The following is a 14,767-nucleotide window of genomic DNA, read 5'->3' on the forward strand; positions in this document are numbered from 1 at the left end:
CCATAAGGTCCGTCCAATTTGCCTGTCGTCTCAAGGCGCAGGTGCTGGATTCTTTGAGGAGCGTAATGATGTCGATGGCTGATCGTGATGGTGTGATCTGGTATGACGGCAAGCTGGTGCCGTGGCGTGACGCGACAACCCACGTGCTGACCCATACCCTGCACTACGGCATGGGCGTGTTTGAAGGTGTGCGTGCCTACGAAACCCCGCAGGGCGCGGCGATTTTCCGCCTGCAGGCACACACTGACCGCCTGTTCGATTCGGCCCACATCATGGGCATGAAGATCCCGTTCAGCAAAGACGAAATCAACGAAGCGACCCGCGTAGCGGTGCGTGAAAACAACCTCGACAGCGCCTACATTCGCCCGATGGTGTTCTACGGATCTGAAGCCATGGGCCTGCGTGCCACCGGGCTGAAAGTCCACGTAATTATCGCGCCGTGGAGCTGGGGTGCCTACATGGGCGCCGAAGCACTGGAAGTCGGGATCAAGGTGCGTACCAGCTCCTTCACCCGTCACCATGTGAACATTTCCATGACCCGTGCCAAGGCCAACGGTCACTACATCAACTCGATGCTGGCCCTGCAGGAAGCGATTTCCGGCGGTGCCGATGAAGCGCTGTTGCTGGACCCGGAAGGTTTCGTGGCCGAAGGCTCGGGCGAGAACGTGTTTCTGGTCAAGGATGGTGTGATCTACACCCCGGACGTGACGGCGTGCCTCAACGGCATCACCCGCAGCACGATCCTGACCCTGGCCACCGAGCTGGGTTACAAATTTGTTGAAAAACGCATCACCCGCGACGAGGTGTACATCGCCGACGAAGCGTTCTTCACCGGCACCGCCGCTGAGGTGACGCCGATTCGTGAAGTCGACGGGCGTCAAATCGGGATCGGCCGCCGTGGCCCGATCACCGAAAAACTGCAAAAGGCTTACTTTGATCTGGTCACCGGCAAAACGTCGGCCCACGCCGAGTGGCGTACACTGGTCAAATAAAGCGAAATGGCATCACAGCGGGGAGGCGAAAGCCTGAGTCCCGCCAGTTAAGAAAAGGCTGTCCCTGCACGAGTGAGTTCGCTCACTCCTGCGGTTGATTGCGCTTGACTGGCGAGCATCAGGCGAATGCCTCCCTTGCTTGTTTATGGAAACTTATGAAAATTTTGATCGTTGGGCCCAGCTGGGTCGGTGACATGGTGATGGCGCAGACACTGTTCCAGTGCCTGAAACAGCGTCACCCGGAGTGCGAAATCGATGTGCTGGCCCCCGAGTGGAGCCGGCCGATACTCGAACGCATGCCTGAAGTTCGCCAGGCCTTGAGCTTCCCGCTCGGCCACGGCGCACTGGAACTGGCCACGCGGCGCAAGATCGGCAAGTCCCTCAAGGGTCAGTACGATCAGGCCATCCTGCTGCCCAATTCGCTGAAATCGGCGCTGGTGCCGTTTTTTGCCGCAATTGCTAAACGTACAGGCTGGCGCGGCGAATTTCGCTACGGCCTGCTGAACGATGTGCGCACGCTCGACAAAGAGCGCTATCCGCTGATGATCGAGCGTTTCATGGCGCTGGCGTATGAACCGGGCGTCGAATTGCCCACGCCGTACCCGCGGCCCTCTTTGCAGATCGACCCGCAAAGCCGCGATGCCGCGTTGAACAAATTCGGTCTGACCCTTGATCGCCCGGTGCTGGCGCTGTGCCCGGGCGCCGAATTTGGTGAGTCCAAACGCTGGCCGTCCGAGCACTACGCCAAAGTTGCCGAGCAGAAAATCCGTGAAGGCTGGCAAGTGTGGTTGTTCGGTTCGAAAAACGATCACGCGGTGGGCGAAGACATCCGCGCGCGCTTGATCCCCGGCTTGCGTGAAGAGGCGGTCAACCTCAGCGGCGACACATCGTTGGCCGAGGCGATTGATCTGCTGTCCTGCGCAGATTCGGTCGTGTCCAACGACTCGGGCCTGATGCACGTGGCGGCTGCGCTGAACCGCCCGCTGGTGGCGGTGTACGGCTCAACCTCGCCAGGTTTCACGCCCCCGCTCGCGGACAAGGTCGAGATCGTGCGCCTGGGGCTCGAATGCAGCCCGTGTTTTGAGCGCACCTGCCGTTTCGGTCATTACAACTGCCTGCGCGAACTGCTGCCGCAACTCGTCGTAGATGCCTTGCAGCGTTTGCAGGGCTCACCGGTCGAGGTTCACTAGGTGCGTGTTCTGTTGGTGAAAACCTCATCCCTTGGGGATGTGATTCATGCCTTGCCTGCGCTGACCGACGCCGCGCGAGCGATTCCGGGCATCACGTTTGACTGGGTGGTGGAAGAAGGTTTTGCCGAGATCCCGACCTGGCACCCGTCAGTGGGCAAAGTGATACCCGTGGCAATTCGCCGCTGGCGCAAAAATATCTGGGAAACCTTCAAAAGCGGTGAATGGCGACGTTTCAAGCAAAGCCTGCGCGCTGAAAAATACGATCTTGTCATCGACGCGCAGGGCTTGCTCAAAAGTGCGTGGCTGACGCGCTACGTCAAAGCACCGGTCGCGGGGCTTGATCGTGACTCGGCCCGTGAGCCTCTGGCCAGCCGCTTTTACCAGCGCCGCCTGGCTGTGGCCCGCGGCCAGCACGCCGTCGAACGGTTGCGTCAGTTGTTTGCTGTTGCGCTGGGCTACGACTTGCCCAAAGGCTTGGGCGATTACGGGCTGGATGTCGACCGGTTGGTCGAGTTGCCGCGTCAAAAGCCGTTTGTCCTGTTTCTGCACGGCACTACGTGGGACACCAAGCACTGGCCCGAAGTGTACTGGCGTGACCTGGCCATTCGCATGGGGCACTTGGGCGTTCAGGTGCGCTTGCCTTGGGGCAATCCGGTCGAGAAGGCCCGTGCGCAACGTATCGCCAGTGAGTTGCCCCACGTCGTCGTGCTGCCCAAGTTGAATCTGGCGGGCGTTGCCAAAGTGCTGGCCAGCGCCAGTGCCTGTGTGGCAGTGGACACGGGCCTCGGGCACCTGGCGGCGGCACTGGATGTGCCGACCATTTCCCTGTTCGGCCCGACAAATCCCGGTCTGACAGGCGCCTACGGCAAGGTGCAAATCCACCTCGCCAGCGATTTTCCGTGCGCCCCGTGCCTGCAGAAAAAATGCACGTACCAGCCGACTGCACAGGACCAGCAGCGGTTTGACCTGAAAGCCGAGTGGCCCTTGTGCTTCACTCGTTTGAACCCCGAGCGTGTTGCAAGTCGATTAAGCACGTTGTTACTGGCTGAGGAACTGCGCTGATGCAACTGGCTTTTGTCCTGTACAAATACTTTCCGTTTGGCGGTCTACAGCGGGACTTTATGCGCATTGCGCTGGAGTGCCAGAAGCGCGGGCACCAGATCCGCGTCTACACCATGATCTGGGAAGGTGATATCCCGCCGGGTTTTGAAGTGCTGGTGGCGCCGGTCAAGGCGTTCTTCAATCACACGCGCAATGAAAAAATGCTCGCCTGGATGCAGGCCGATCTGGCCAAACGCCCGGTGGATCGTCTGATTGGCTTCAACAAAATGCCGGGGCTGGACGTGTATTACGCTGCCGACGGCTGTTTTGAAGACAAGGCGCAAAACCTGCGGCACTCGATGTACCGCTATTTCAAGCGCTACAGGCACTTTGCCGAGTACGAGCGTGCGGTGTTCGACAAGCAGGCCAAAACCGAAATCCTGATGATTTCCGAAGTCCAGCAACCTTTGTTCATCAAGCACTATGGCACCCCGATCGAGCGTTTCCATTTGCTGCCGCCGGGCATTGCGCTGGATCGCCGTGCGCCGCCGAATGCGGCCGACATTCGCGCGGATTTCCGGCGTGAATTCAAGCTCGCGGACGATGATTTGCTGCTGGTGCAGATTGGCTCAGGCTTCAAGACCAAAGGCGTGGATCGCAGCCTTAAAGCGCTGGCAGCATTGCCCGCCGAGCTTAAAAAACGTACCCGATTGTTTGTAATCGGTCAGGACGACCCCAAAGTCTTTCAATTGCAAAGCGCCACATTGGGGCTGGGCGAGCATGTGCAGTTCATGAAAGGGCGCAGCGACATCCCGCGCTTTTTGTTGGGCGCGGACGTGCTGATTCACCCGGCCTACAACGAAAACACTGGCACCGTACTGCTTGAAGCGCTGGTAGCCGGCTTGCCGGTGCTGGTCAGCGCGGTATGCGGTTATGCCCACTACATTGCCGAAGCAGATGCCGGGCGTGTGCTGGACGAGCCGTTTGAGCAGGCGCAACTCAATGAGTACCTGACCCACATGTTGTCCGATGATGCTGCGCGCGCGGCCTGGAGCCAAAACGGCCTGGCCTTCGCGCAGACGGCCGACCTCTATAGCATGCCGCAGCACGCTGCGGATGTGATTCTGGCGGAGCAACACTGATGAAACTGATACTTGCCGAACCGTTCAAGCGCTTGTGGGCCGGACGCGATGCGTTCACCGAAGTCGAGCGTCTGGAAGGCGAGGTTTACCGCGAACTGGAAGGCCGACGTACGTTGCGTACTGAGGTCGAAGGGCGTGGTTTCTTTGTAAAAATCCACCGTGGCATTGGCTGGGGCGAAGTGTTCAAGAATCTGCTGACCGCCAAGTTGCCAGTGCTCGGCGCAGGTCAGGAGTGGCGTGCCATCAACCGTCTGCACGAGGTCGGCGTCCCCACCATGACTGCTGTGGCCTACGGCGAGAAAGGCAGTAACCCGGCCGCACAGCACTCGTTCATCATCACCGAAGAGCTGGCACCGACCGTCAGCCTCGAAGATTTCAGCCTCAACTGGGTCAAGCAACCGCCGCAGCCCTCGCTCAAACATGCGCTGATCGCTGAAGTGGCACGCATGACCGGCATGATGCATCGCGCTGGCGTTAACCACCGCGACTGTTACATCTGCCACTTTTTGCTGCACACCGATAAGCCGGTGGCGGCGGATAATTTCCGTTTGTCGATCATCGACCTGCACCGTGCCCAAACCCGCCCGGTCATCAGCCGCCGCTGGCGTAACAAGGATCTGGCCGCCCTGTATTTCTCGGCGCTGGACATCGGTTTGACCCGGCGCGACAAATTGCGTTTTTTGCGCGGTTACTTCCAGATGCCATTGCGTCAGATTTTGCGTGATGAAGCTCGCCTGCTGGCCTGGCTGGAAGGCAAGGCAAAAAAACTCTACGAACGCAAAGTGCGTTATGGGGATGCACTCTAATGGCGGGCTGGAATCTGGACCCCGCTTACAGCGCGCTGGCCCGCGACTTCGGCACGCTGGACGCCGTGTTCGCCCTCAAGGGCGAGCACCTGACCCGCGACCCGCTGTCCGAGGTCATCCGTGTTCAACGCGAGGGCGTCAATTACTACGTCAAACGCTACACCGGTGCTGGCAAAGGGCTGCGTCGCTATTTGGGCCGCCCACGCGTGAAGTCCGAATGGCAAAACCTCAAGCGGTTTGCCAAGTGGGGCATTCCGACGGCTGACGTGGTGGCCTGGGGTCTTGAGCGTAAAGGCCTGGCTTACGACCGCGGCGCCATGATCACCCGCGAATTGCCCAACACCCGCGACTTGTCCGAGCTGGCAGACAACAACGATCCGCTGCTCAAAGATCGCGCGTGGGTAGACGGTGTCAGCCGCCAATTGGCGCGCTACACCAAAACCATGCACGACCACCGTTTTACCCATAACGATTTGAAATGGCGCAACTTGCTGATCGACGATCAGGCGCAGTTGTATTTGATCGACTGCCCCAACGGCGACTTCTGGCGCGGTTTCTGGCTCAAGTACCGCATCACCAAAGACTTGGCGTGCCTCGACAAAGTGGCCAAATACCACCTTTCGGCCACCCAGCGCCTGCGTTTTTATTTCCAATACACCGGACGCACGCGACTTACTGGGGCGGACAAGGAACGCGTCCGTCATATCGTGCGTTTTTTTGAGGGCCGGGAATGACTGATTTTGTGGCAGACGCTGATCGCGCACTGTTGGAGCGCCAGGGTCTGGCTGACTTCGACGCGTTATGGAACCTGCAACTCGAGGCCGTTGACGAGCCCAATACCAGCCGCGGCGGCTGGAGCAGCGTGTTTCGTATGGACCTCGACGGTCAGGGTTTTTACCTCAAGCGTCAGAGCAATTACCTGACCCGGACGTTGCATAGCCCGTTGGGTGAACCGAGTTTTGCCCGTGAGTTTCGCAATATTCAACGCTATCAGCAGCTGGGTATTCCGGCGCTGGAAGCGGTGTTTTTTGGTGAGCGCAAAGTCGGCGGCGAGCGTCGGGCAATTCTGATGACCCGTGCGCTGGATGGTTGGAACGACCTCGACTCGCTGCTGGAGCAATGGACGCAACTGACGGCCGAACAGCGCCAGGCCATCTTGCAGGCGTGTGGTCAGTTGGCGCAGCGTCTGCATGCGGTGCGTCAGGTGCATGGTTGCTTTTATCCCAAGCACATCTTCTTGCAGCCCGATGGCCAGGCGTATCGCGCTCAGTTGATCGACCTGGAGAAAACCCGGCCTTTGCTGCTGGGCCAACGTGATCGGGTTAAAGACCTTGAGCCGTTATTACGCCGCGCTCAGGTCTGGACCGAGGCCGACGTGCGCGCGATGCTGGCGGCCTACCTCGACCAACCGCTGGACAGCGGTCTGGTCGACGCGTGGTATCAACGTCTGAATGTGCGCCGTCATCAAAAGGAGAACCGCTGATGCGTCTATCCGAACTGCAAAAAGCCGGGCGCGCCCCGGGTTTGCCGTTGAGTATTGAGCTGGCGGATGCGGCCGGGCCTGCGCAGTTGCAATTGCTCACGTTGTTGCGCGTTTTGCCGGGCCAGCGTTATGTCGGTGCAGGCGTATGGCGAGGTCGTACGGTGCTGGCCAAATTGATGGTAGGCAGCAAGGCTGCTCGCAACTTTGAGCGGGAGCTGGCGGGCGTCCGTGTGCTGGCCGAGCAAGGGCTGACGACGCCGTTGTTATTGGCAGACGGTTTGCAGGAAGGTGAGGGCGGCTGGCTGCTGTTTGAGTTTCTGGAGCACGCCGAGAGCCTGGGCGCTGCCTGGCGTGCCGTGCAGGACTTACCAGTGCTGGCGGACGAGCAACAAACCGTATTGGCACAAGCCCTTGAGGTCATTGGCCAGATGCACCTCAAAGGGGTCTGGCAGGAAGATCTTCATCTTGACAACCTGCTGCGTCAGAACGGCAAGCTGTATGTGATCGACGGTGGTGGCATTTGCGTCGAGACGGCGGGCAAGCCGCTGTCGCGGCAAAAAGTGCTGGAAAACCTCGGGGTGTTCTTTGCCCAGTTGCCCAAAAGCCTTGAGCCTTATATCGAGGAGTTGCTGGTGCATTACCTGCTCAGCAACGGTGAGCACGCCCTGCCGCTCGAAGCGTTACTCAAACAGGTCGAGAAAGTGCGCGCCTGGCGCCTGAATGACTTCCTCAACAAAGTGGGGCGCGATTGTTCGTTGTTCAGCGTGCAGCGTGGGGCGATGGCCTTGCGCGCCGTACGACGTGGAGAAGAGTCCGCCATGCTGCCGGTGCTGGCCACGGCGGATGCGTTGCTCGATCAGGGCCATCTTTACAAAACCGGCGGCGCAGCCAGTGTCGGCAAGGTCGAGGTGGACGGTCGCACGCTGGTGATCAAGCGTTACAACATCAAAGGCTTTGCCCATTGGCTCAAGCGTTTCTGGCGGCCGAGTCGTGCTTGGCACTCCTGGCGTGAAGGCAACCGGCTGGCATTCCTCGGGATCGCAACGCCCAAGCCGCTGGCGTTATTGGAAACCCGCTTTTTGTGGCTGCGTGGCAAGGCGTATCTGGTGACCGACTTCTTGCCCGGCCCGGACATCATTGAGCGTTTTGCGCCTTACGTCGACAGCGGCGACGCGCCAGAAGCCGAACTGCAGGCGCTGGATCACCTGTTCGCGGACTTGATCCGCGAGCGCATCAGCCACGGTGATTTGAAGGGTCACAATGTGTTTTGGCAAACAGAGCCGGCTCCCGGTCGTTGGGCGCTGATTGATCTCGACTCAATGTGCCAGCACCGTAGCGATGCCAGCTTTGCGCCGGCCTACGCCCGTGATCGGGCGCGGTTTATGCGCAACTGGCCAGCAGACAGCGCGCTGTATCAGGTAATCGACGGTCGCCTGCCCAAGAAACCCGGTGTCGAGTCATAACGCCCGGCCCTCGTATCGTCGTTGCCGAGGGGCGGGGAAGTGTGCGCTCTTTTGGTAGACGCTTCACAGACCTCGCCCTCGTCAATGAGGTCAGGCCGCAGCTGTGCAGACGGCGAGCGGGGTTCAGTGAACCAGCCGCACGCCTATCCTGTGCAGATCATGTTTAAGGTCGACGAGAAAGTCGTAGCGTTTTTGGTGAATGCTGCCCCAGCCGGGACGGTCAATATAAAACTGCCCGTCATCCTGAGTGCGGATGGGCGTACGGATAATCTCGTTAGATGTGGATCGGTGAATGATTTGCCCCCCGTGCGGCGCGTTATCAAATAGAAATAGACCGGGCTGGTGCAGTTTCGCTTCGATGTGCTCAGGCGTCAGGCCCAGTTTTATTGGCTCCGCGCCGCTGATTTTGACTTCAAGCCAGTAATCGTTTTTCAGGAAGTTATGCCCGAGGATGCCGCTTTTAGGCACTATTTGGCTAATGTTTTGCCGCAGTTGATATTTGCTGCCCGAAGCCGAGTCTGAAACGCGAACGCCGATCACGCCTTCCAGTTCTGCGAGTCCGGGCACGCCCTTGAACCGGTTCGCATGGGTATTTCCCGTCAAAGCAATCCACTTTTGGCCGCCGTTTTTTGCCTGATGGGTTCGGATAACCTGTGAGGCGAAGTAGCTGAACATGGCATGGCGTTGAATATTGGGGCCATCCGTGTTCATGCCTTGCGGGTTATAGCTGGCCATGCAATCGAGTGCGACGATCTCCAGGCCGTGGCGCCTTGCCTCTCGTACCAACTGGCTATACGTGTGATCGCTGGAAGCCGGAAGTTGGTGCCCTCTGTCCTGATCTTTAAGGAACGACTTTAAGGCCGGGGGCATTTTTCCGGTTTTGGCATAGTCATCCAGCATCGATTGATGCAGATCGGTTTGAAGGTGCTCCAGGTAAATCACCTTCACATCATGGGCGGCCAATTCCCCCATGTGTTTGATAAGCACTTTCTTGGCACTCAGGTCGGAATGACTTTCCCCGATGACAATGCCTCGGGACTCTTCAAACAACGATCTGAACAGATCGTCGGGCGTTGTTTTTACCGGCAGTGCAGGGCGCGTGGGTCGAGGTTTTACAGTCTCTTTGGCGAAAAATGTCTGGGCGTCGGCAAACAGCTTAAGGCGCAGTTGAGTAAAAAAATTCGCCGTGCGCGCATGCTCGGGATTGATGGAGAAATAGTGAGCGTCAAGCAGGCGGGGGTGGTGAGCGATCAGGTTTTGCACCTGGGCATGAACATGTGCAGGCACATCGTACTCGCTCAGCAGGCTGGCCGGTGCCTCGACGGGCACATCAAGATGATGGAGTGTCAACGGTTCCCAACGCTTTTGAGCGCCGGATCCCGATTTGATTTCCCAGCGCCTTGACTCCAGGCGCACCTTGAATGGGCCTGTCACAGTGGCGGTGCCCAGAGGTGTCTTCAGGTACCAATGGCGGCCCATCCAGCCTTTGTAAACTTCAAATACCAGGCCACTTTGTTCGATGTAGTGTTTGTCGCTTACCTGATAAATGCCATGGGCGTCTGCGCTGTGTGCGCTGAGGTCAATATCGCTCACCCGCGCATGTTTGATTAGCCGTGTAATGCCGCTGTTCTGTGTCAGCAAGGGTGATTGATCGTCCACGTCCCAGCGCCCTGCTGACAGCTCCCGCACGGGTGTTTGATGGCGTGCGCCAGGATGGCGTTCGTCAATGATGCGCCACGTGGTATCCAGGCTGTCGTAGCGGGCGCGATACCGATGACCCTTGGCATCTTCCACATAGTGCAGGGCCGTGCCCGAGGTGCCTGAGGTCGATTCGTACACGCCTGCGCCATATTCTGCGCCCGTGCGCAAAGTCAGGCCTGTCGAGTCACCTTGACTGGCGGCCCCGGCGTTGAGCCGTGGCGCGGGTGATTTGACGCGCTGGCGTATGGCGCGTGCGAAAACCGCCGAGCCTGCAAAGTCCGATACGCCATCGGTTACGTGGGAAATAGCCCCCATGAAGTGCAGAAAGGCTTCGTGTTCTTCGTCGCGCTTCAGTGCGTCAACGCCTTGTGCGACTTGAAACACAAAGCGTGCCGCGACCAGAGGGAGTAGAAACTTGGTGGGCAGTACGAAGGAAACAACGTCAACAATTGCCAGTGCAGCCTCCTTGGCGGTGTTGACATTGCTTTCATACGTGGAGGTGGTTTGTTCATCCGCATCCCTGAAGGCGTAGGACACTTCGTTGTTATAAGACGCCTCGAATACGTTCTCCGGGATGATCGGCAACTGGACCGTGGCTGTGTCCAGTCCTGTTTTCAGCAGGGGCTTGAGATAAGGCCAACTGGCAGAGGTCACGCGCTGTTGCAGGTAGTTGTGCAGCGTGGGTCGCGACAGCATCTGGCCCAACTCACTGCGCGAGTGTGCAACCACAAACCAGGTCTTGTCGGGCGCATCGGGCAAGTAGCAGAGCAGGTCTGTTGAGTCGGTCGAGCTGAACACCAGCACGCCGGGCAGCAGGTTTTTATTCACCTGTAGCAGGTGTGCCCTGAACGGTGCCCGCAATGGGGTGCCGGGTTGATCGAGGACGGCCTGAATCCGGGCTGCCTGATCCGGACTCAGGGTGCCTGCCAGCCGGGCTTCAAGCATATCCAGCTGTAGCTGCGCCCGCCTGAGCGCCACATAGCGCTCTTTGCGCCAGCCCGCCTGAGCCGAGTTGACCAGCATCTCGTTGAGGTGAGCCTTATAGCGCTCGCCCACATCGACCGTACGCACCAGCCCTTTGACGTAATGTTTGGTCAGTCGCGCGTGTGGTGCGCCGTTGACGTCGATGATCTGAGCCGTGAGGGCAAACGTTACGTCCCACACGCCGACATTGGACAGCGCTAATTGGGTAAGGCTGAGTCGTGTGGTCTTGTAGCTGATGGAGGGGCCTGTCCTGCCAATACTGTTCCCCGCCGTGTAGGCCGAGCCAAAAATAGGGTAGATAACAGGGCCTGTCTGGATGGCCTCTGTGGTCAGGACGTAAACGGCATCTGGATTAATCTCAATGCCAAGGTCAATGTTGACCTGCTGTTTGAGTTGAGCCTTGGCGTACTCCAGCAGGGTTTGTTTTTTACCGCTGTGGGCGATGGGCTGCGCGTGCAGGGATTCTGAGGCTTCTTGTGCTTGAATCAGTTGATTTGTGGCCAGACGCCACTGTGCCTTTTCATCGTCCGTGGCGGTTTTGAGCCACTGCGGCAACTGTTGTTCAAACAGGCGGGCATATCGCGCGCGCAGGATGGCTGCGGGGTTTACGAACCAGCCAGCAGTCAGGGCCTGTTCGATCTGCTCAAACAGCGTGTCGGGGCTAACGGCTGCAAGCCCTGCCGTCTGGCCGCGTCGGGCGAGGGCGCAGGCATGCATCACGTCATGCGCGAGTTTGTCGATTAAATGCCCGGTATAGAGCTCCGGGGCGTTCCGGTCAGTTGCAACCAGCGTGACATGCTCCAGCGCGTGAACCTGTGTCTGCTCCTTGGCCAGAACCCCTCTGAGCAACGCCGCTCGTTGGTAAGGGTCCTTGAGCCTTGCGTGGAGTTCGTGCGTGAACTGCTGAAGTGAATCGAATGCCTCAATACCGTTATCCGGCGTATAGAGCACCATCTGACTCGATGCATTGGCCGTCTTTTGGTCCAGGGTTTTATCGGCAATGACGAAGGTGCCTGCCAGCTTGATATCGGGCATGGGTCTTTCAGCTTTCAGGAACACTTCATACACAGTCAGTTGGGCTTGCGACTGAGGAACAGGTGCCTGAGTGCCGAAAAAGTGCTGAATGGCCTCGACCGCTGTACGGCTGAGGGTCTGGTCCGCAAGGCGCACCGCCGCTTCGTCCAGCACAAGATCTGTCAGGCACTGTGTCAGCCATTGTTGAGGCGCCAGAGACGCGTAAGCGGCATGCGGTGTTTGCCAAAATTCAGCCAGGGCATCGCGTGCGCAAAAGTCATAATTGCGAATGACATATTCAAGGTAGCTTTCGAGGTCGGCAGGGGGCAGGCCCGCGAGGCGTTGCTGCTCGATTAATGAGTAAGCGTGGCTGTAAACGTGGGTTGAGCCTTGTACGAAGGTAGGAATGCGTTGAGTCGAAAAGCATTCCTCAATATGAGAGCTGATGGTTCTGCTGATGAGCACCGGTGATTGCCCGGGCTCGGGTGGCGCAGGATGGTTGATGTGCAAGTCCTGCGTGCGGCTGTCGCGGGGTATCCGCGGGAAGCGTGCGCGCAGCCGATGATTAAACGCGTCTTCAAGCGTATGCAAATGCCCGCGCAGGGTGTGCAGTTTCAGCGCGGCACTTTTGAGGCGGTTGAGGTGAGGGGTCATGAGGCATCCCTGTCAATGCCCGCGCGGGAATCGCGCGGGTCTGTGCTGACAGGGGATCTCAGAACATTCAGCTCATGGCATTAGATAGATAGCGCGCGATGGCGCGCCCTCATCCCGCTTTAAAAGCTGTATTGCGCACCGGCTCCCGCATACCACGAGCGGCCGGGGGCGGCCTCGTAGAAGCGTTCGTTACCGTCGGCCACAATCACCGAGCCCACGTACTGGCGGTCCAGCAGGTTGTCCAGGCGCAGGGTCTGGTGGAAGGTCCAGTGTTCGACCTTCTGCTCAAAGCGTGCCCGCCAGTTGAAGACGCTGTACGCCGGTGCCGCTTTTTTGCTGTTGGTGTCCTCGACGTACACCTTGCTGCGGTACATGCCTTCGACGGCGGTGCTGACCCAGTCAGCGGGCTTCCAGTTCACCTCGGCAAACAGCGTGGTTTGAGGTACGCCGGGCAGGTAATTGCCTTTGTTTACCGGGCCTTTTGTGCTGGCGAAATCACTGTCGTAGGTCGCTTGCAGGCGGGTGTAGGCGAGGGAGGTGGTCCAGTGTTCGCTGAGCTGACTTTCGACGCCTAGCTCGAAGCCGCGACGCAGGGTGCGACCGGCGTTTTGGTAACTGGTACGTCCACCGACCGAGCCTGCCACCACTAATTCATCTTCAGTAGTGATTTGAAAAATGGCGGCGTTAATGCGTGTGTTGTTGAGCTGTGCTTTGAGGCCCACTTCGTACTGCGTGCTTTCAGAAGGTTTCAGGCCGAAGTTGAAGCCTTCCTGGTTTCCCGGCGCGTAGGCCAGTTCGGCTTGAGTGGGTGTTTCGAACCCTTTTCCAGCACTGATATAGCCATGCAGCTCAGGTGTGAAGGCATACATCACGCTCATCGACGGCGTTGCTTTTTCATAACGTTTGGTGCCGCTGGCGTCACCGTTGCTCAAAAAGTGATCGTCGACATCCATTTCCATAGTGCTGTAGCGCAACCCGGCTTGAAGTGTCCAATCATCTATGGCCCAGTTTGCTTGCACGAATGGGTCCAGGCTGCGTGCTGTGTCTACTTCGTCGCGACGCATTTCACCTTTAACGCCTAGCTGGTCGCCATTGTAGTTTTGATAGCCATGACGGTTATCACGACTCTGATCAAAGTCCAGGCCGCTGATGATAACCAGTTCACCCGGTGCACTATCTATGGGTTGAATCCAATGCACATTGGCACCGTAAAACTTACGGTCAAATTGAACGACACCTCCACCGCGAGCGTTTGCCGGGTTGAGTGTATTGGTATTCCCGATGTACTTAGGAATCGCCAAATACTGAATCACGCTGCGCGTGCCGGTGTACGCATTGACCTGCAAGGTCGCGTCGCCGAAGTAGCGCTCGTAGTTCATGCCCAGTTGCTGATGATCGATGCTTTTGCGCGTGTTGTACGTGATTGCATTGGGCGTGACCGAGCGCGGGTCTGCCTTGTAGGCCTCCCAGCTTTGGCCCAGTGGATCCTGTGTGCCGTTTTGCTCAAGGCTGCTGTAGATCAGCGCCAGTTTGCTGTCGTCATCGGGCTTGAGGTTGAGCTTGGCGAACGTCTGATCGCGGCGCGCGGCGCTGTGGTCGCGGTAGCCGTCGGTGTCCATGCGCGAAGCATCGAGCACAAAGCCAACGCCCTCAGCGGCGCCTTCGGCCGTCAGGTGGTTTTTGCTCAGCCCGTCGCTGCCCACCAGGGTTTCAGCGCCGATGCGGGGCGGGCCTTCGCCATCGCGGGAAAACATCTGGATCACGCCACCGGCATTGCTGCCGTACAGCGTGGCTGCCGGGCCTCGAAGGACTTCGATGCGCTCGGCTGTGTCGAGGTTAAATGTTGCGGCCTGACCCTGACCGTCCGGGGTGCTGGCGGGAATACCGTCTGCAATCAGTTTGATGCCGCGCACGCCAAATGCGGAGCGCGCACCAAATCCGCGGGACGAAATTTGCAGGTCCTGCGCATAGTTCTGCCGGTTTTGCACCACCAGCCCCGGCACGCGGGACAGCACTTCCGAGGCGTTGATGCCCAATTGGCCATCGCTGATTTGCTGTTGGTTGATGCTATCGACCGAATAAGGCAAGTCAAAACTCGGGCTGACACTGCGTGATCCGGTGATGACGCTGGGGTCGAGTTCAAGTGTTTCAGCGAAGCTGGGCTGCACAAGGCAAAGGCCCGGCAGTAAAAGGGCAAAGCGGGCGGGTACAAAGCATTTCATGGGGGATATCGGGGTTCCGTGTGACGCGACCCGGCAGGGCGACGGGTTTCAGGCTAGCAGAGGGCGCGCAGTTTA

General features: G+C 58.7%; 10 protein-coding genes. 8 read left to right on the forward strand and 2 right to left on the reverse strand.

Annotation, left to right across the window (positions count from 1 at the left end):
• The first annotated feature begins 68 nt into the window (after nt 1-68).
• The 8 genes from HBN68_RS08745 to HBN68_RS08780 all read left to right on the forward strand — a co-directional run bounded on the left by HBN68_RS08745 (nt 69) and on the right by HBN68_RS08780 (nt 8,117).
• Nucleotides 69-992, forward strand: a complete 924-nt coding sequence (locus HBN68_RS08745; protein WP_047273066.1) for a branched-chain amino acid transaminase — start codon at nt 69-71, stop codon at nt 990-992.
• Between the two features lie 155 nt (nt 993-1,147).
• On the forward strand, nt 1,148-2,182 hold the full coding sequence (gene waaF / locus HBN68_RS08750; RefSeq protein WP_094991904.1) for a lipopolysaccharide heptosyltransferase II: 1,035 nt from the start codon (nt 1,148-1,150) through the stop codon (nt 2,180-2,182).
• Nucleotides 2,183-3,244 carry a lipopolysaccharide heptosyltransferase I gene (gene waaC / locus HBN68_RS08755; protein ID WP_169963668.1) on the forward strand — a complete coding sequence of 354 codons (1,062 nt, stop codon included), beginning with the start codon at nt 2,183-2,185 and terminating at the stop codon, nt 3,242-3,244.
• Complete coding sequence (locus HBN68_RS08760; protein WP_094991906.1) at nt 3,244-4,365, forward strand: glycosyltransferase family 4 protein; 1,122 nt, start codon at nt 3,244-3,246, stop codon at nt 4,363-4,365. Before waaC ends, HBN68_RS08760 begins: the two co-directional genes overlap by 1 nt.
• Nucleotides 4,365-5,171: a lipopolysaccharide core heptose(I) kinase RfaP gene (rfaP, locus tag HBN68_RS08765; RefSeq protein ID WP_169963669.1), complete on the forward strand. Its 807-nt coding sequence runs from the start codon at nt 4,365-4,367 to the stop codon at nt 5,169-5,171. Before HBN68_RS08760 ends, rfaP begins: the two co-directional genes overlap by 1 nt.
• Nucleotides 5,171-5,905: a lipopolysaccharide kinase InaA family protein gene (locus HBN68_RS08770; protein WP_094991908.1), complete on the forward strand. Its 735-nt coding sequence runs from the start codon at nt 5,171-5,173 to the stop codon at nt 5,903-5,905. The genes rfaP and HBN68_RS08770 overlap by 1 nt, the downstream gene beginning before the upstream one ends.
• Nucleotides 5,902-6,654: a lipopolysaccharide kinase InaA family protein gene (locus HBN68_RS08775; protein ID WP_169963671.1), complete on the forward strand. Its 753-nt coding sequence runs from the start codon at nt 5,902-5,904 to the stop codon at nt 6,652-6,654. Before HBN68_RS08770 ends, HBN68_RS08775 begins: the two co-directional genes overlap by 4 nt.
• Nucleotides 6,654-8,117, forward strand: a complete 1,464-nt coding sequence (locus tag HBN68_RS08780) for a lipopolysaccharide kinase InaA family protein (RefSeq protein ID WP_169963673.1) — start codon at nt 6,654-6,656, stop codon at nt 8,115-8,117. Before HBN68_RS08775 ends, HBN68_RS08780 begins: the two co-directional genes overlap by 1 nt.
• A gap of 123 nt (nt 8,118-8,240) precedes the next feature.
• Here the strand turns inward: HBN68_RS08780 and HBN68_RS08785 are convergent, their stop codons facing one another.
• Nucleotides 8,241-12,470: a membrane-targeted effector domain-containing toxin gene (locus tag HBN68_RS08785; RefSeq protein WP_169963675.1), complete on the reverse strand. Its 4,230-nt coding sequence runs from the start codon at nt 12,468-12,470 to the stop codon at nt 8,241-8,243.
• Between the two features lie 119 nt (nt 12,471-12,589).
• The gene (locus tag HBN68_RS08790) at nt 12,590-14,692 is read right to left on the reverse strand and encodes a TonB-dependent receptor (RefSeq protein WP_169963677.1); all 2,103 of its coding nucleotides are present in this window, start codon (nt 14,690-14,692) and stop codon (nt 12,590-12,592) included.
• Nucleotides 14,693-14,767 lie beyond the last annotated feature (75 nt).

It is taken from the genome of Pseudomonas sp. WS 5078 (assembly GCF_012985745.1).
In the GTDB taxonomy this organism is placed as follows: domain Bacteria; phylum Pseudomonadota; class Gammaproteobacteria; order Pseudomonadales; family Pseudomonadaceae; genus Aquipseudomonas; species Aquipseudomonas lundensis_A.